A 17,509-nucleotide genomic window follows, 5' to 3' on the forward strand; every position below is an offset into this window, starting at 1 on the left:
CGGTTCACGCGGGCAGCGGCGCCGGACGTGCCGCCGCATTCGCCGCGATGTCGGCGATCGCGCCGGCGCTCACGGCGTGGCTGTACAGGAAACCCTGGGCATGCGTGCAGCCGTTTTGCAGCAGGAAATCGCGGTGACCGCTGGTTTCGACGCCCTCCGCGATCAGTTCGAAATTGAGCGCCTTCGCCACGGCGATGACGGCGAGCGTGATCGCTTCCGTTTCCGTGTCCTGGCCAATCTCGCGCACGAATTCGCGGTCGATCTTGAGGCGATCGACGCGAAAGCGCTTGAGATACCCGAGGCTCGAATAACCCGTGCCGAAATCGTCGATGGCGACGCGCACGCCCATCTCCCGCAGACCGGCCAGCGTGCGCGCGGCGAGATCGGGCGTGCGCATGAGCGCGCCCTCGGTCACCTCGAGTTCCAGCAGCGCCGGCGGCAGACCCGAATCGCGCAGTGCCTCCCGCACCTGGCCCATCAGGTCGCCATGCTCGAACTGCAAGGGCGAGACGTTGACGGAGACGCGTATCGGCTGCGCCGGGTCCCGATTCCAGCGCGCTGCTTCCCGGCATGCCTCGCGCAGCACCCATTCGCCTATGCCGCGAATCAGGCCGGTTTCCTCGGCGACCGGGATGAACACGGCCGGCGACACGCTGCCGAGCTCCGCGTCGGTCCATCGCAGCAGCGCCTCGGCGCCGATCATCGTGCCCGTTGCCATATCGAATTGCGGCTGATACAGCACGGTCAATGCGCCGTTGCGGAACGCCTGGCGCAGGCGCGTCGAAATGCGCAAGCGCGAGGTCGCGGCTTCGCTCAATTCCGGGCGATAGAACTGGTACTGATTGCGGCCGTTCTGCTTGGCCAGATACATCGCGGCGTCGGCATTGCGCACCAGCGCGTCGGCATCGTCGCCGTCGGCGGGGTAGAGGCTGATGCCGATGCTGGCCTCGATGAAGAGTTCGTGGCCCGCTACCTGTATCGGTTCCGTCATCGCGGCGAGCAGTGAGTCGAGCAGCGGTTCGAGCAACGGAGCGGCGCCGTCGGCGACGACCATGAATTCGTCGCCGCCATAGCGCGCCACCGTGCCACGCTCGCCGACGACGCGCTCGATGCGCCGCGCGATCTGGGCGAGCAGCGCGTCGCCGATGCGGTGGCCGAGCGAGTCGTTGACCTCCTTGAAATTGTCGAGATCGAGGAAGATCATCGCGAGCGTCTTGCCCGCACGGCTAGCCTGCTGCAGTTCCCGGTTCACGCGCTCGTCGAAATACTTGCGGTTCGTGAGGCCGGTGAGCGCGTCGTATTCGGCCCGATGTCTCAGTTCAGCCTGTGCTGCGAGCTGCGTCGTGACGTCTTCCATCACGCAAAGGGTCGCGGTTCGGCCGTCGAAATCCGTTTGCAGCTGGAATACGTTCATCGAGCGCAACTCGCCGCTCTTCGTTCGGTGTTCCCAGATGGCTGTGCCGTCGTCGTGCCCGCGCGCGTGCGCGAACGGGGCCCCATGCAGCGCGGTCTTGTTCATGCGCAGATCGCCAAGCCTCAGCTCGAGCATCTCGCTCGCGCGGTAGCCCAGGGCTTTCGCCGCCATGTCGTTGACGGCGACGAGCCGCATGGACGCGTCGTCGACGATCCAGATCGGCAGCGGATTCAGCTGAAAGAGGCGCTTGTACTTCTTGCGGTTGACGTCCGCCGCCTGGAGCGCCTTGCGCAACGATTTCGTGATGCGCGCGTTGCGGCGAAGGAATGCCAGCAGCAGGCACGCCGCGGCCAGCCCCGACCCGAGCAGGAGCGCCGAAGCCATTTGCGAATCTCGCGACGCCCTCGTGACCGACTGGTCGAGATGCGCGTCTTCGTCCATGCGGATCTCGCCGATCTTTTGCATCGTCTGGAAAAAGCGCGCGTCGAGTTCGCCCAGCGACGGCGTATCCATCGTCACGCTGCCCGGCTTGAGCATGGAAAGCATCGCGAGCCGGTTGCTCAGGGCGCCCAGATGGCGAATCATGTCCTTCAACTCGTCGAGCAGGGCGATGCAGCGCTCGCGGCCTTCGCAGGTCCGCTGCGCCGCGTTGGCGTTGTCGATCAGTGCCGGAAGCGGATAGATGTAGGCGGCGCGCCGATAGAACGGCCGCGTGCCGATTACCGTGTAGAGCTGCTCATGCTCGTCGAGAAGTGCATTCTGCAGTTCGTCGAGATCCCGCTTGGCCGATTCGACCGCACGCTGCTGCGAAAGCGCATAGCGCTGCTCATGAGACTGCCGCAGGGCAATGGCGGTATTGAGCGCGATGGCCGACAGGATCGCAATGAGGGCCAGCGGCGCGACCAGCCGGGTTTTTTGTGCGCTCCATACGTGCAACACACGCCATAGGCCGATGAGCGCCGGCTTTGCGGCCGGATTTCCTGCGCTATCTCCCATCTTGCTGTCCTCACGCTGCATGCTCGTCACCCTGCGCCCACAATCTCTGCAATTGACATATCGACAAAGATCCGGGCAACTTGAGGGCGGCCAATCGCTATTTCGCCAGGGCCGATTTGGGGCGGATTTTGGGTCGGAAGGAGGCGGTCACGCCCAGACGCTAAAGTTTGTGTGCCGGCCGCCGAAAATCCCAGCATGGCGCACGAACAACCCAAACCACCGCAAGAGGATCCGATCCGGGCAGAAGCACGGGCGCTGGAAGGCAGCATCCGCGCGATCAGACGGGCTCAGGGAAAGCGCAATCCTGAAGACTGTGTGCCGGGCAGCCCGGAATCTTTCGCGGTCATGGAAGCGTTCGTGCGTGATGTCGGACGTGTGCTTGCGCTCGATATGCTCGAACATGAAAAGAACAATGACAGCGATGTGAACGGAGCGAATTCGACTGGTTAGACAATTAGCCGTATCAAATGATAAACGTTATCATCAGGATTCCAGATTTACACCGGAAATAGAGGAATCGACCGGCAGGATCGGTGCATTCACAACGTCGTGGAATCGCCGCACCGTCCTGATACAACCTGTTACATTGAATCAAACGCACGCCCATCAAGCCTCCCGCGCTCCAGTGGAAGACATCCGAAAGTAATCTTTCACGGCATTTACTCATTCCGCGACTTATCTCCTCTAGGGCGCATTCGCGCCCAATTCATAATTCATATCAAGAGGTGAAGAATGAACGAGATCGGAAAGCGGTTCGGAGTCAGGGCAATCTTCACTGCGAGCGTGCTGGCATTTGCGAGCATGGCCGCGGCAGCGCAGGATCAGGATGGCGATCACAACCAGCAATACACGCACGTTTTGCTGATCAGTGTGGACGGGATGCACGAGGCCGACCTGGAAAACTACATCAAGACGCACCCGCAATCCACCTTCGCGAAGCTCGTCAAACACGGTGTCGAGTACACCCACGCTTCGACATCCCGGCCTTCCGACTCGTATCCCGGCCTCCTCGCATTCGCAACCGGCGGCAGCCCGCTGAGCCATGGTGTCTTCTATGACGACACCTACGATGCGACGCTGTATCCGCCGGGCAGCAATTGCACGGGCACGCCTGGCACGGAGGTCACCAATTTCGAAGCGCTCGACTGGGATCTCTCCCAGCTCGACGGCGGTTCGCCGCCTGCGGGGGCCACGTATGACAAGCGCAATCCGCACATCAATCCCGCAAAGCTTCCACTGCGCAAGACGGCCGGCGGCGCCTGCGTGCAAGTCTGGCCGCATCTGTACATGAAGAACGGGACGAACACGATCTTCGAGATCATTCATCAGGCCGGCATGCGCACCGCGTGGTCGGACAAGCACCCGGCCTACGAGATCGTGAATGGGCCTTCGGGGCTGGGCCTCGACGAACTCTACGCGCCCGAGATCAACTCGACCTCGCTGCAAGCCAATGGCTTCCCGAGCGCGCCCGCGACCGTCGACTGGACCGCCGACCCGATATATACCCGGGCTTATGACGGCTTCAAGGTCAAGGTCGTCTTGAACTGGATTCATGGGCTCGATCAGACCGGGACGAAGCAGGTGGGCGTACCCGCGATCTTCGGCATGAACTTTCAGGCGGTGAGCGTCGGGCAGAAGGTCACGTCCGCGATGGAAGGCACGACCACGACGCGTGGCGGCTATCTCGACGCAGCCGGCACGCCGACCGTGCCGCTCGAACAGTCGCTCGACTTCGTCGATGCCTCGCTGGGCCAGATGTACGATGCGCTCAAAGCGGGCCATCTTCTGCATTCGACGCTGTTCATCGTCGGCGGCAAACACGGCCAGTCGCCGATCGACCTCAAGAAGCTTCACATGCTGAGCGGTTCGAAGAACGCCTATGCCACCGCCGACGTGAGCGATGTCGCCACCGTGCTCGGCAATGGCGGCGTGCCGGTCGCCCAGGAGACGGCCGACGACGTGTCGCTCATCTGGCTCAAGAACCACGGCGATACCGCAAAAGCGGTATCACTCCTCGACGCTGACGAGGCGAGCGGCAATTCCACTCGCATCCAGACGCTCTACCACGACACGGCGCTGAAGGCGATCTGGGGCGACCCTGCCCAGGGCCGTGTGCCTGACCTCATCATTCAGCCGATACCTGGGACGATCTACAGCAAGAGCGCGGCGAAGCTGGCAGAGCACGGCGGAATGTATACGGACGATACGAACACGCTGCTGGTGGTTTCCAATCCGAAGTTGCAGAAGAACGTCGTCGATTCGCCGGTGACCAACATGCAGGTGGCGCCGACCATCCTGAAGGCGCTCGGTCTCGACCCGCACAAACTCGTAGCCGTTCAGCGTGAAGGCACCCATGTCCTTCCGGGCCTCCAGACCACGGGAGACGACGACTCGGACGATCAATCGGAGCAGTAAGAGCAAGCGCGCCGACGGTCCCTTTGGGGTTGGGACCTTCGGCGTCTTCAGTGCGCTTCTGGACTGCGATCAGAACGGGAACATGCCAGCCGCGCCCTCGTTGCCATTGCCCGCTGCCGCCTGCCTGGCGGGCTGGAACTGGAAGGCACCGAACAGGTCGCCGATCGCCGGCGCGTTCGTCGGCACGTACGGGCTCGCGGGCAGCTGGACCGGGTTGGGGAGATTGTCGCGACTGCGCGCCGTGATCGGTCCCAGCGACCAGTTGCGTTCGATGAATTTCACGAGCGATACGTGATCCGAATAGTCGTGAACGACACGGCCGCCGCGCGAGTACGGTGAAACGACGATGAGAGGAATGCGCGGGCCGTCCCCGAAGAAGTCCACGGGTTGAATGTACCCTGAGTCGTAATAGCCGCCACCTTCGTCCGTCGTGATGAAGATCGCAGTGGAGGACCACAGCGCGGGGTTCGCCTGAACGGAATCGATGATTTTGTGCACGAACCCTTCGTAAAGACCGAACTTCGAAGAGGACGGATGCCCATCGAGCAGTCCGCCGGGTTTCACGAACGACACCGCGGGTAGCGTGCCGTTTGCGATGTCGGCATACAGGTTCGGCGTGTCCTGAAGATGCGCGGCCACCAGCGACGGATTGGTCATGATCGCCCTTTCATAGAGAAACGGATTGCAGATATTGCAGTAGACACTCGTTGACGGACGGGTGATGAACGTCTTCCAGCCTTCGCCGTAGTATTTCCACGAAATATTGTTCTCGAGGAGCGTATCGGCGATCGTGCGCACCGGCGAAGGCGGAATGGTGAACGTACTCGTGTTGACGGTGCCGTCACCGTTGTAGCCAGGGTTGTAGTTGTTCAGCAGATAGTACGTGCTGGGCGCGCAGTTGGCATTGGGGTGATACGGCAAGCTGTCGAGATATTTTCGTATCGCGCCGACGCCAGGCTGCTTCGGATCTGAGCAATTGCTATAGGTCCCGCCAGAGTAGCCGTCCTGCGCGTACCAGTTGTTGGTGCCAGGCTGCGGCCGCGGGTTTTCGATCTCGTTCTGGGGCGGCGTCGCCGGATTGCCTTTGCCGTCCGTGTAATAGAGCGCGTCGGCCGTTCCGATCATGATGCTGTTCGCGCCCGTGCCGCCCATCACCGGCTGGTGATAGTTGTCGCTGATCGTGTAATGACGCGCGAGATCCGTGAAATAGGGCATATCGCCGGTATTCACGTTATAGAACCCGAGCGCGGTCGCGCCTTCGTGGGTCGACTGATCGGTGAAGTGGGCCGCTTGCGCATTGCCATTCGATCCGGCGCCGACCGACACTTCGACCCACGCAAACAGATCCATCTTGCAGCCGCTCGGATTATCGAGGGTCGCGTTCGCGATATTGCAATCCGACTGCTGCCAGTTCTGGTAGAACCGATGCACCGGACTGTTCATGTACTGGTCGTAGTTCGGACCCACACGCGAGATCTGATAGGGGCCACTCTGCAGGTTGTACAGGTTCGACCCAAAGCGCGCGTCAGGCACGTCGTTGGGGAGGCCCGTTGCGCCCGTCGTCAACTGAACGACATCGTTCGATTCGAGGGCATAGCCTTCGGCTGCCTGCGCAGCCGCCAGTGTCGCGAACGGCGGAGGATTCGCGTCGCTCGCGGCGGTCGGCGCCGAGCCGGTATTCGGCGCCGGCAGCGTCGGGTAAGGCTGTTTCGACGTCGGGCTGGCGTCGAACTGCGAGGGATTCGTGGCCTTGGCCATGTATTGCTCGGCGACCTTGTAGTTGGGTCCGGGTCCCCCGTCAGCCCGGATGATGCCTCTCGACAGAAGATTCCATATGGTTTGGCCCGAGCGCGGCTGATAAGCGCCAAACACGTGATCGAACGTTCGGTTTTCGCCCACGATGATGATGACATGCTTGATCGGCGTTGCCGTGATCGAAGATGTATTCGCGGTGGACTGGCTATCGGCAGCAGAACAATAGAGTGCCGTCGCCGCTAGCGAAACTGCCGCAAGCAAGGCAGGAACAGCAGGCCGTTGGTGTCTGGATCTCGATGTCTGGCGCATGTGTCTCTCCATTGAAGCGTTGCACTTCTTTGCATGACGGTGGGGCGGCGATTGCGTCACTTCATTACGGCGTGTTACAGGCTGGAAAGCTAGACCTTCCACATGACGTTCCGAGGGCGGCAGTAAGTCGGTTCTGTGCAGGTCACGTGACCGTGCCTACGATTTACCTTCGCGGATCTTTCGATTGATGCAGGACTCGGGCTGCGCAAGATGACAGGAGTCCTGATGATGTGGGTGCTGATGTGGGAGATGCGGGGAAATAAGGGACCCTCCCCATCTGCACGATGAGTTGCGAGAATGCGAGTTCTTAGTGAGTCAAGCCAGGCAAGAAATGCGCGCCCATTACCGAAACCTTCACGACTGCACGGGCGTAAAGCCGTCGGGACTCCAGTCCTCGCTGCCCACGCCGTGATGGACGTAGAAGAAGCCTTCCGGATCGTAGCGATTCTTGATCGCTTTCAGCCGCGCGTAGTTGACGCCCCAAAACGCTTCACGCCAATCGCTGCGAAAAAAATCGGTCTCCGAAATATAGGAGCCGCTTTCTGGCGATAGCGCCTTGAGAATGGCCGCGGCCTTGGCTATGTTCGCGGCGTTGCGATGTGCCTGCGCCATGTCAGGCGCGGGGATGGGCAGGCCCGGAAAGGGTGGCGGGCCGCCTGTGGCGACGATCATCAGGCCGAAGGCGTCGGCGACTTTTGGGTTGGTCGCACACTGGCGCGCCTGCTCGTTCACCTCCGGCGGCGCGCCCGCGAGTCCCTTGTTGAAATGCAACTCGACGGCCTGAAACTGGGCCGCCGCCACGAAGGCGTCGACCAGCCGGCCGCGTTGCGCCGGTTCGAGAAGGGCCGCGGGCAGCCATTGCGACTCGTAGCCGTGCAGGAAGGCGGAAGCCTGCTCGCCATCGCCTTGCCACCAGCCATGGTTGTGCGCAGCGCCCGCGCGTGGGTCGGGCACGAGCCCCGGGTTGGCTTCGACGTCCCACCAGCGGCGCGATGGACCGGCGCCGACGCGAGGTCCCTGGTTGAAGGTGAAATCTGCCGGCGAGGCGCGCACCCACTCGATGACAGGCGCCCAGGCTGACTTGACCTGATGGTCGTCGAGACCCTGGCACACCATCGCCACTTCGATCTCGTCGCTGTGAAAGACGAAGCGCTCGCCCCATGCAGGGTTGAACAGATGCTCCGCATAGTGATCGACCAGTCGCGCAGCGAGCCGCCGGTAAGCCTCAGGCGATGAAGTCTTGACCTTGAACCTGGCCCAGCCGAAGTTCTCGGGCAACTCATGGGTCTGCAGCGTGAGCTTCGTCACCACACCGAAACTGCCGCCGCCGCCCCCTTTGAGCGCCCAGAAAAGATCGGGCTGCTGGCATGCGTTGACCGTGCGGACAACGCCGTCGGCGGTGACGATCTCCGCCTGGAGCAGACTCGCGGCCGCGAGTCCGTAGCGCTTCGAGTGGGACCCGAAACCGCCGCCGAGAACGAGTCCGGCAACGCCCACGGTCGTACATCCGCCGCCCTGAACGTAGCGTCCCGCCTGCGTCGTGACGGCGGTGTAGACGTCGATCCACATGCAGCCAGCCTCTACCGTCACGGCCTGCTGTGGCGGTGACTGGCAGCCGGCCGGCACGAACGCGTCATGGAGTGCGATGCGGTTCATCCCGCGCGTCCAGACCAACAGGGAATCGGGCGCGTTCGAGCCGCCAAGGTAGCTGTGACCGCCGCCTTTCACCACCAGGCGCAAGTTGTGTCGGCGCGCGAAATCGACGCCCGCGACGACGTCCGCGGTCGAGCGGGCTGCCACCGCGTAGGCGCTTGCGTGCGCCGTCCATGCATTGAGCCAGCCGGAGACCTGGGTGGCGCCGGGATCGTCGCCGAGCGCGAACGGATTGCGCGCTTCCTCGATTCTTGCCAGACATGCTGGTGCGTGGGGCGCTTGCGCGCAGGTCTGCCAGATCGTGGTGGGTTGCAGCAAATTTCCGCCGACTGCCTGGCTCAACGCCTCCCATTCCGGCGCTTTCGGCCACGCGGGGTCGCTGGGCCGGATGCGGCCCGCACGGGCCGCAGCGGGCTGCACGCCGGCGAAACCCGAGGTAGCGCTAAGGCACGGCAAAGCGACAACCCCCTTTAGCAGGCAGCGTCGTTTCATGACGTTTCTTCTCCTCGCGACGGGTGAAACGCTTAGTTTTCCAAATTATGACGCAGGGCTGCCACAACCCGCTGACGCGAGCGGCCGGCTTCGACGATCGCCTCGTCAATCCCGTCGAGAGCAAGCGCACTCGCGGATCGCACGGTCAGGATGGGTGTAGTTCACGGTATTGCCGAGCAACGTGGCGCACGGTGCGCGCCGTCCCGCCATCGGCGTAAAGCGGTTTAGTTCGCACCGGGGTGCGAGTTTTTTTCATGATATCAGCAAAGCTGCGCGCCTCATGGGCGCGCAGCATATCGCGGGCCGCGGCGCTTTTTTGCGACCGGCTGTCGCCCTGGTGTGCCGTTAGTGCTGGTCGGTCGGGGAAATCACACTCGGGGTCGCGAGCGAATTGTTGCTCTTCGGCCCGCTGGTGTGAGGCGCCACGTCAGGGTTCATGCCCTGCTGCTGGGGCGAGTTCGGCGGAGCCATGCCCATGCCGCTATCGGAGTTCGTCGCGCCAGGCATGCCATACCCGCTCGATGTGTCGTTCATCTGGTTCGTCGTCGCACCGGGCGCGGTGCCAGGGTTCGACGAACCGTTGCCGCTCATGCCTGCGCCCGCCGGCGCCGTTTGTGCATACGCACCCCCGGACAGGGCGAGCGCGGCGGCGGCTGCGATAAGGGTGCTGGTTGCCTTGTTCATGATCCGTACCTCCTTGAGACTGGGTATCGATGCAGACGATTGTTGCCTGCTTGACCATGAATTCCGCAATCGCCGTGCCCCCTGCGCGCGCCGATGCTTATTCGCGCCGGAACGACGTGTCGTTGAAAGCGCAAGCAGTTGAGGCTGGCGTGCACGACGATCCTAGGCGTCCTGTTTGCCGTCTCGCGCCGCGCTGCGTCCCGGCACGCGCCCGAGCACCCATTGCCCGAGCAACGCAAGTGGCAACACGCCCAGCAGCCGGTGCGCCGCCCACGCTGCGAGCGGCCAGGCAAGCTCGGGCTTCTTCAGCACGTCGTACGCGAAGGCGAATGCGCCCGCGCCAAGCGCGATCGACATGGCCGTGGAGGCGAGCAGCACCAGCCACAGCGCGCGACGGATGGCCGGCCGCACGGCGCGCGCCTCGCCCGCCGCGAGGTCCATCGCGATCTGCCGCGTGAGCGCCTGATCGATGCCGAGGCGCCCGAACCCCGCGAGCGCCACCATCGTGCTGAACACGATATAGAAGTCGCCTGTCTGCACCACGCCCAGCATGGCGGCGATCAGCAGATGGAAACCGTAGCGGCTCGGCAGGTCGAGCAGACGCACGCCGAGGCTCACGAGCGAGCCCCGGATCATCGAGCCGCCGGTTTGGCTCGCGGGCATCTGCGCTTCGCCGGCTTCACTCATGCTGCGCCTGTGCGCCGCGCAGTATGAACAGCGTCACGCTCTGCGCGGGCAGGCTCGCGCGCAGCGTGCTGTCCTGGTAGTGCGCGTCGGGCATGCGGAACAGCTGGTTGTTTGCGAGCCGCCAGGTTTCGGCCACGCCGCTCGCCGCAAAATGATCGAGCGTGACGGCGGCATCGACGGGGCGGTCCAGTTGCTTGTTGATGACCACGAGCGTCAACGCGTGGTCGCGCTCGCGCAAGGCGGCAAACGCGGAAACGGCGTCCGGATCGGGCGCGTTCGCGGCAATGCTGGTTGTGCCGAATGCCGCGCCGTTGCCGTCGTAGTTGCGGTAGAGCTTGAATGCCTTGTACACCGGCATCGAAGGATCGAGCGTGCCCCAGCGCGTTGCCATATCCAGCCCCTCGCGGCCGAAAATGCCGAGCACGTCGGCCTGGGCTGTCGCGCCGTTCATCAGCGTGTCGCCGCCCCAGTTGTATTCCGTAATGCCGATGGGCGTGCCCGGGTAGTAGTACGTATCGACCCAATGGCGCATCAGCGGGATCAGCGCGACGACGCTGTTGATCCACGTGGGGTCCTTGTAGTTCGGGTCCCACAGGTCGCGCGTGGAGCGGTTGCGCATGAGCGCGACGGCCTGCGAGCTCGTCACGCCCGTCTCGGCGTATTCGCCGCCCTGCGGGTAGAAGTGCAGGCTGAACACGTCGACCGGATGGCCCGCCGCTTTCCATTGCGCGAGCAGCCAGGGCACGTACGGCATGCCTTGGGTTTCGCTTGTGCGGTCGGGCGTGTGATCGAGGCCGTGGTCCGCGGCGTACTGCTGGTCGAAGCCGCTGTAGAAATAGCCCTGCCAGCCCCATTCTTCCGGCGCGACGATCTGCGCGTGCGGGTCCGCCGCCTTCACGGCGCGCGAATAGACGATCACCTTGCTGGCGATTTCGCTCGCATGGGCGCCCGTGGGGTGCACATCGCGGTGAATGAGCTGCCAGAGGCTCGGCTCGTTGTCGAGCGCGTAGTAGCGCACGCCGCCGCCGCTCGCGCCGCCGAATTGCTTGACCAGATCCGCGACGCGCGCCTGTTCGTTTTGCGGGTCGTCGGGTATCGAGGCGTCGTTCGCGTCGTTGCCGGCAATCGGCTTGCCGCCGGCCGCCACGCCGTTGCCGGCGTCGGCGTGGCCGTTCACGTCGTGATTCGGCTGCGGGCCGTATTTGGCGATCGAGAAGCTCGCGAGCGTCTCGCGCGCGGGCCCGAGTTTCGCCACGCGGCCGAGCATCGGAATGGTCACGATGGGCGTGGCGCCCGCCGCCTGGGAGAGTGCGACGAAGCGCTCGCCGAACTGATCGTTGATATCGGCGGGATTGACGGCGAGGCTCTCGAAATACCAGTCCTTGCCCGCGTTGCGTGCGTCGAGGCGCCAGTTATAGGCCGAGGCGCTGTTGCCGCCCGAGCGGTTGATGGGCGCGCGCAGGTCCTGCAAAACCGCCGTCGTGCCGAAGTTGATGCCGTAAATCAGCGGGCTGATGGGGTGCCGGCCGGCGGCGGCATCCACCGAGATGGCCACCGGCAAGGGCGTGCCCGAAGTCGCGTCGGTGCAGGCCGCCGCGCCCGACATGAGCAGCGCGCCGACCACCAGCGCGTGCAGGTTGGGGCGCTTGATACGCTTATTGCGCTTAAAGCGTGGCATGGTGAACCTGCAGATCGGCATGGTCGTCGTGATCGCCGTCCAGTTCGCCCACGCGCCAGACGTACGCGAAGATCGCGAGAATGACCGCAGTCTCGCCCGGAGTGAGGGTAGGCGGATAAAAGAATGAAATGAGCAGGACGTAGACGAGATAGTCGAACAGCGCGCCGAGAAAATCGTCGTCGACCTTCTTGCGCAAGCGCCGGTAGAACACGATGCCGCGCAGCTGGAAGAACAGGATGATGAGCGCGCCGATCAGGCCGTACTCGAACACGATGCCGAGCCACGTGATGTCGGCGAGGAAGAAGAAGTGGTGAAAGTAGTCGATCAGGTTGTCCTTGCTGGTCGAACTGATCGTGCCCACCCCGAAGAGCCAGCGCATCGGCTCGCTGCCGAGGAACTTCGTGGCGAGCATGATGGTGATGCGGCGCGTGTCGAAGCCCGTGCTCGCGTCGGTGCTGAAGGTCGTGGCGAGGTAGCCCGCCGAGAACAGGGTGACGAGCGCGACGGGCGCGGCGAGCAGCAGCAGAACGCGCGTGCGCATGCGCGACCAGGCGAAGGTGTTGATGACGACCACGCCCATGATGCCGATGACCATGGCGCGCGTCTTGACGATCAGCAGCGTGACCGCGAACGCGACGACCACGCCCAGCAGATAGCCCGCATGCTTTTCGAAGAAGGCGCGCCGGTAGCAGAAGAACAGCAGGATGAGCGGGAAATACATCGACATGCGGATGCGATGGCCGCGGTTGTCGCTGCTGAAAAAGGGCGACTGGCCGATCACGTACGACTCCTGGTACCAGTCCGAGGGCACCACGGCCCAGAGCACAATCAGCACCGCGAGAATGACGACGCCCAGCACCACGAATCCGCGCTCCAGCTCGCCGAGCGTGGGCTTGAGCGTGAGGAGCAGCGCGAGAAACGAGAAGAAGTACAGCACGGGCAGCAGTTTCACCTGTGCCGTGATGCTCGTGAAAAAGCCCTCGTGGAAGTAGAACACGGCCGCAAAGCTCGGCACCAGCAAGAGCCACGCGAAGCTGATGAGGATTTGCCGCGTCATGGGAAAACGCGGTTCGCCGCCCAGACGCAGCACGGCGGGCAGCGAAATGACCGGCAGCGCTTTCGAGAGCGCCCAGAGCGGCACGAGCGTGCTCAGGTAATGGAAGGTCTGGCCAAAGAGCGGCAGGAGCGCGAGCAGCCACCACGTGACCCGCCACCTGGCGGGCTCGCTCGAAAAGACGGGGGCAAGCCCGGTGGTCGTGGTGGCGGTTTCCATCGCGTGTGATTCGTTTGCGCGGCCGTGGAGAGCCGTCGGGCGGTCGAGGCTCGCAGAGCAGGCTTAGTACGTCGTGGGATTGTTCGAGATCGTGTAGTCGAAGCCCCGCTGGAACGGAATGACCTTGTCGATGTACTGATCGACCCACTGGTCGACTTCGGCGATCGAGGACTTCGGCACGAAGATCGTGTCGGTGGCCTGCAGGATGACGTCCTGCGCCGGGTCGCCGCGATGCGTGAGCGCGTCGAGGTCGATCGTGCGCAGCATCGGGCGGCCATCGGGGCTGCGGCGAATCAGCACGACTTCGTTGGTGCGCGCCGTGTCGAGCAAGCCCTGCGCGGCGGCGATGGCCTGCAGCACGCTCATGCCCGTGTGCAGCGCGATTTCGCCGGGGCGCGCGACCTGGCCGGCCACATAGATTTTAGCGGCCGACTGCACGATGGCAACCGAAGCGTGCGCGTTCTTCGCCATGCCGTTGGCAGCAAGCGCCTTGTCGATGGCGTCGCCGAGCTGGGCGACCGTGAGCCCTGCCGCCGGGATCGTGCCCGCGAACGGCATGGTCAGGCCGCCGTCCGGCGCGACCGAACCGCGGAAGTTCAGCTCGGCATTGAAAGGCATGACGACCGAGAGGTCGTCGCCGGGTTCGATGCGATAGACGCCCGGCGAGGCTTGCGACCACGCGGCGAATTGCGCCCGCTGCTGGAATTGCGGCTCCACCCAGGTCTGGGTGCAGGCGGTAAGCGTTATCAGCCCGAGGACGCAGGCTGGTCGGAGTATGTTCATCGGGCGCGTGGGTGAAGCGGTGGCTTGCGGTTCCTGATCTCTTGTCAAGTAACGGCAGGAATTGCCGTTAATGAAGGGTGGAACTCGCACGATTTTTTCGCGGATGTCAGTTTAACGCGACATCCTGGATGTTTTCTTACGTATTATATGCGCCGTCGAATCTTCACTGTTGGCCTGGAACCGCACCTGTATGGTTATTACTACTAGAACAAGGCCTGAAAGGAAGGCGGCTGTTGTCGAACTGACGGTCCGGGACTATCTCAACACCTTTTTTTATTATCGCAAGGTTGCAACAGCGGTATTTCTTTCCGTTGTGGCGATCGGCGTGGCGGTTGCGCTTCTGGTGCCCATGCCTTACCGGGCGCAGTCGACTTTGCTCGTACTCCTTGCAGGATATTACGACCAGTCGAACAACCCGAATGGCGGCGCCGCGGTGCAGCCCGCCATTGGCCAGCTCGACGGCGTCGAAGCGCAGATCCTCAGCAGCCCGGAACTGCATCGCGACGTGGTGATCGCGAAACTGGGGCCGAACGCAAGCGAACAGGAAATCGACAGCCATTTGCAGGAATTCGAGCATCGGCTGCATATCGAGCAAAACGATCTCGCGAGCACCATCAACCTCACGTATTACGACGCCGATCCCAAGGAAGCAGCCGATGCGCTTTCGCGTCTGCTCGACACGTACTTCCGCCGGCGCGCGACGATTTTCACGTCCGGCCGCGTCGATTTCCTCACTGGTCAGCGCGACGAAGTCGCAAGGCAATTGAAAAAAGCCGATGCCGACCTGCTCGCGTTCCAGAAAACGCACGGCATCGTCAATATCGACGACCAGACCTCGCGCGCCGTGCTGCTCGAAAGCCAACTGGTTCAGCAAAAGCTCGAGAACGACACGTCGCTCGCGCAGCATCGCGGCGAACTGAAGTCGGAGCAGGCGTCCTCGAAGGGGGTCAAGGCCACGATCCCGATCTTCACCGACGACTCCGAGGCCGCCCATGCGCTCGACACGATGCAGCTTTCGCTGATGCAGCTCGAAGCGCGCCGCGCCGATTTCGCCTCGCGCTACATGGACAGCTCGCCGTTCGTGCAGCAGCTCGATCAGCAGATCGCCGACATGCACGCGAGCATCGCGCGACGCAAGGCTCAAATGGCCACGGCCACGCGCTACGGCCACAACGATTACTACGACGTGGTGCAAGGGCGGCTGGCCGCACTGAACGCGAGCATCGCGGGCGAAACCGCGCGCCAGCAGGCGCTCGAAGAGCAGATCAAGGACACGCGCGCGAAGCTGCGCAGCCTGAGCGACATCTCCAGCCAGATGCGCCAGCTGCAGGCAACGCGCGACATTCTGGCCGACAGCTTCAAGGACCGTTCGCGCCAGGTCGAGCTGGCGAAGATCCAGCAGGGGCAGGTGAGCCAGGTGAACAGCACGAACGTGCGCGTGATCCAGGCGCCGTTCCCGCCTTCGCAGCGCAGCGTGTCGGCCAGCCTCATCATTGCGGCGAGCGTGGCGGCGGGTCTGCTGATTTCGGCGCTCGTCGTGCTCGTCATGGCGAGCCTGCGCGAGACCTTCCTGAGTCCGGAGCAGGCCGAGCGCTCTCTGCTGCTGCCGGTGCTGAACGCGCCGGTGATGCTCGGCGGCGGCGCACGCCGACCCGGCGCCGCGGGGGCCTCGGCCGACGCGGCCAAAGCGGCGAGCCGGCCCGCGCACATGGCGTATGGCCGCATGATCGCGGCCATCAACGCGAGCACGGACTCGCCCGCCAAGATGGTCATGGCGCTCTCGTTCGGCAAGAACGATGGGCTGCTTTCGGTGATTCGCGGCCTCGCCGTCGAACTCGAGCATCGCACGACCAAGCCGGTCCTCATTCTCGACATGGCTTCCGGCGCCGACTCGCCGCTCTATGGCCCGCCGAACGCGCAGGGCCTGCTGACGTGGTCGGGACACGGCGGGCAAAGCCGTGCGGCGAGCGCGGCGCCCACGGAGATCGCGGCTTCGAGCGGCCTCGTGTTCGAAAGCGTCGAGCGGCACAACATCGTCGTCGCGCGGCCGGAGAGCGGCACGTTCCCGACTTCGTGGCAGCAGACCACGACCCTGTTCAATACGCTGCGCGAGGCGCACGACTACATCGTCGTGCATGCGCCGCCCGCGAGCCAGTCGTTCGCCGGCATCGAAAACGCGGCGCTGGCGGACGCCACGGTCATGGCGGTGCGCGCAGAGGTGTCGCGCAAGCCCGTGGTCCTCGGCCTGAAAACGCAGCTGCTCGACGCGGGCGGCAGGCTGATCGGCATTGCGCTGACGCATCGGCGCGGCTATATCCCGAACTTCATTTACCGATTCTTCTAACATTCGGGACCTGACTGCCATGCACCAGATCAGCGCGATCCTGCCGGTGAAGACGCGGGGACGGCATTACGCCGACAATATCGGCCGTTGCGACATCCTCTTCTCGTCGCTGCGTCACTTCACGACGCCCAGGACGTTTCACCGTTTCGTCATCGTCGTGCCGCACGACGAACTCGAAGAGGTCAAGGGCTACGCGAAAGCGTGGTCCGATTTCCCCATCGAAGTGGTCGACGAATCGCTGTACATGGGCATTTTTGCGGAGTTCTCGCAGCGTCATCAGATCCGCAACTGGCACCGGCAGCAGATCATCAAGCTGAATGCACCCGAATGGATCGAGACCGAGTATTTCCTCGTGCTCGACCCCGACTGCTTCGCCACGCATCGCTTCAGCGCGGATACGCTGATTCTCGACGGTCGGGCGCTCACGCATGTTCAGCCGCGCACGGTCGAGCCGTATTACTGGGAGGCTTCGGCGAAGCTGTTGAATCTCGATCCGCAACTCGCGCGCGACGGCATCTGGTGGACGCCGGCCATCCTGTCGCGCACGTTGTGTCTGAGCCTGCAACAGCGCCTGGCGGCTTTGCACGGCACCGACTGGCGGCGCGTGCTGCTCGCCAATTACGCACTCGACTGGACCGAATACACCCTTTACTGGCTCAACGCGGAACACGAAGGGCTGCTGGAGCAGTACCACACGGGCCCGAAACCGGGCCAGCGCGCGCTGCACGCCGACGAAAGCGTCTGGTTTGCCGACAAGATGGAAGGCTGGAGCGAGGCCCGCCACCTCGCGCCGGAAAGCGACGGCATGTTCGCCGTGGTCCAGAGCAACACGCACATCTCGCCACAGCGCGTGGTGGAGAAGCTTGCGCCGTATTTCCCGATCACGCTGCAGCCTTACGAGCGCCATGTCGACCCAGCGCTCAAGGGCGCCGAGCTTTATTCGGCCATGGCGCGCCGCGGGCTCAAGCTGTTGAACAAGCTGCGCGGCTAAAGCGATCGTTGCGCCTGCAACGAATAGGAAGCGAC

Annotated in this window: 12 protein-coding genes; 4 read left to right on the forward strand and 8 right to left on the reverse strand. The window is 63.6% G+C overall.

From position 1 onward, the window contains the following. Nucleotides 1–4: 4 nt before the first annotated feature. Nucleotides 5–2,410 carry a putative bifunctional diguanylate cyclase/phosphodiesterase gene (locus AB4Y43_RS10070; protein WP_368727728.1) on the reverse strand — a complete coding sequence of 802 codons (2,406 nt, stop codon included), beginning with the start codon at nt 2,408–2,410 and terminating at the stop codon, nt 5–7. 195 nt (nt 2,411–2,605) lie between these two features. Here AB4Y43_RS10070 and AB4Y43_RS10075 point away from each other — a divergent pair, with 195 nt between their 5' ends. Both AB4Y43_RS10075 and AB4Y43_RS10080 read left to right on the forward strand, forming a co-directional pair. After that, on the forward strand, nt 2,606–2,860 hold the full coding sequence (locus AB4Y43_RS10075) for a hypothetical protein (RefSeq protein ID WP_368618208.1): 255 nt from the start codon (nt 2,606–2,608) through the stop codon (nt 2,858–2,860). Nucleotides 2,861–3,142: 282 nt separating this feature from the next. Continuing rightward, on the forward strand, nt 3,143–4,825 hold the full coding sequence (locus AB4Y43_RS10080) for an alkaline phosphatase family protein (protein WP_368727729.1): 1,683 nt from the start codon (nt 3,143–3,145) through the stop codon (nt 4,823–4,825). Between the two features lie 69 nt (nt 4,826–4,894). On the opposite strand, the gene AB4Y43_RS10085 is transcribed toward AB4Y43_RS10080, so the two are convergent. The 7 genes from AB4Y43_RS10085 to AB4Y43_RS10115 all read right to left on the reverse strand — a co-directional run bounded on the left by AB4Y43_RS10085 (nt 4,895) and on the right by AB4Y43_RS10115 (nt 14,073). Continuing rightward, nucleotides 4,895–6,889: an alkaline phosphatase family protein gene (locus tag AB4Y43_RS10085; protein ID WP_368727730.1), complete on the reverse strand. Its 1,995-nt coding sequence runs from the start codon at nt 6,887–6,889 to the stop codon at nt 4,895–4,897. Between the two features lie 354 nt (nt 6,890–7,243). Continuing rightward, a complete protein-coding gene (locus tag AB4Y43_RS10090) occupies nt 7,244–9,034 on the reverse strand; it encodes an FAD-dependent oxidoreductase (protein ID WP_368727731.1) in 1,791 nt (596 codons plus the stop codon). A gap of 345 nt (nt 9,035–9,379) precedes the next feature. Then, nucleotides 9,380–9,718, reverse strand: coding sequence for a hypothetical protein (locus tag AB4Y43_RS10095; protein WP_368727732.1), 339 nt, complete (start codon nt 9,716–9,718; stop codon nt 9,380–9,382). A gap of 162 nt (nt 9,719–9,880) precedes the next feature. Beyond that, a complete protein-coding gene (locus AB4Y43_RS10100; RefSeq protein WP_368727733.1) occupies nt 9,881–10,405 on the reverse strand; it encodes a hypothetical protein in 525 nt (174 codons plus the stop codon). Beyond that, nucleotides 10,398–12,083 carry a glycoside hydrolase family 44 protein gene (locus tag AB4Y43_RS10105; protein WP_368618202.1) on the reverse strand — a complete coding sequence of 562 codons (1,686 nt, stop codon included), beginning with the start codon at nt 12,081–12,083 and terminating at the stop codon, nt 10,398–10,400. Before AB4Y43_RS10105 ends, AB4Y43_RS10100 begins: the two co-directional genes overlap by 8 nt. Next, a complete protein-coding gene (locus AB4Y43_RS10110; protein ID WP_368618201.1) occupies nt 12,070–13,356 on the reverse strand; it encodes a hypothetical protein in 1,287 nt (428 codons plus the stop codon). Before AB4Y43_RS10110 ends, AB4Y43_RS10105 begins: the two co-directional genes overlap by 14 nt. Nucleotides 13,357–13,419: 63 nt before the next feature. Then, nucleotides 13,420–14,073: a polysaccharide biosynthesis/export family protein gene (locus AB4Y43_RS10115; RefSeq protein ID WP_368615663.1), complete on the reverse strand. Its 654-nt coding sequence runs from the start codon at nt 14,071–14,073 to the stop codon at nt 13,420–13,422. A gap of 391 nt (nt 14,074–14,464) precedes the next feature. Here AB4Y43_RS10115 and AB4Y43_RS10120 point away from each other — a divergent pair, with 391 nt between their 5' ends. Then, nucleotides 14,465–16,483: a GumC family protein gene (locus AB4Y43_RS10120; protein WP_368727734.1), complete on the forward strand. Its 2,019-nt coding sequence runs from the start codon at nt 14,465–14,467 to the stop codon at nt 16,481–16,483. Nucleotides 16,484–16,502: 19 nt separating this feature from the next. Further along, nucleotides 16,503–17,474, forward strand: a complete 972-nt coding sequence (locus AB4Y43_RS10125) for a DUF6492 family protein (protein WP_069263421.1) — start codon at nt 16,503–16,505, stop codon at nt 17,472–17,474. Nucleotides 17,475–17,509 lie beyond the last annotated feature (35 nt).

The organism is Paraburkholderia sp. BR10872 (assembly GCF_040965835.1).
Classification (GTDB): Bacteria; Pseudomonadota; Gammaproteobacteria; order Burkholderiales; family Burkholderiaceae; genus Paraburkholderia; species Paraburkholderia nodosa_A.

Excerpts from the sequence above, each read along its gene's own strand:
- AB4Y43_RS10070 (WP_368727728.1), bottom strand. The coding sequence starts at position 2,410 with ATGGGAGATAGCGCAGGAAATCCGGCCGCAAAGCCGGCGCTCATCGGC.
- AB4Y43_RS10075 (WP_368618208.1), top strand. The coding sequence starts at position 2,606 with ATGGCGCACGAACAACCCAAACCACCGCAAGAGGATCCGATCCGGGCA.
- AB4Y43_RS10080 (WP_368727729.1), top strand. The coding sequence starts at position 3,143 with ATGAACGAGATCGGAAAGCGGTTCGGAGTCAGGGCAATCTTCACTGCG.
- AB4Y43_RS10085 (WP_368727730.1), bottom strand. The coding sequence starts at position 6,889 with ATGCGCCAGACATCGAGATCCAGACACCAACGGCCTGCTGTTCCTGCC.
- AB4Y43_RS10090 (WP_368727731.1), bottom strand. The coding sequence starts at position 9,034 with ATGAAACGACGCTGCCTGCTAAAGGGGGTTGTCGCTTTGCCGTGCCTT.
- AB4Y43_RS10095 (WP_368727732.1), bottom strand. The coding sequence starts at position 9,718 with ATGAACAAGGCAACCAGCACCCTTATCGCAGCCGCCGCCGCGCTCGCC.
- AB4Y43_RS10100 (WP_368727733.1), bottom strand. The coding sequence starts at position 10,405 with ATGAGTGAAGCCGGCGAAGCGCAGATGCCCGCGAGCCAAACCGGCGGC.
- AB4Y43_RS10105 (WP_368618202.1), bottom strand. The coding sequence starts at position 12,083 with ATGCCACGCTTTAAGCGCAATAAGCGTATCAAGCGCCCCAACCTGCAC.
- AB4Y43_RS10110 (WP_368618201.1), bottom strand. The coding sequence starts at position 13,356 with ATGGAAACCGCCACCACGACCACCGGGCTTGCCCCCGTCTTTTCGAGC.
- AB4Y43_RS10125 (WP_069263421.1), top strand. The coding sequence starts at position 16,503 with ATGCACCAGATCAGCGCGATCCTGCCGGTGAAGACGCGGGGACGGCAT.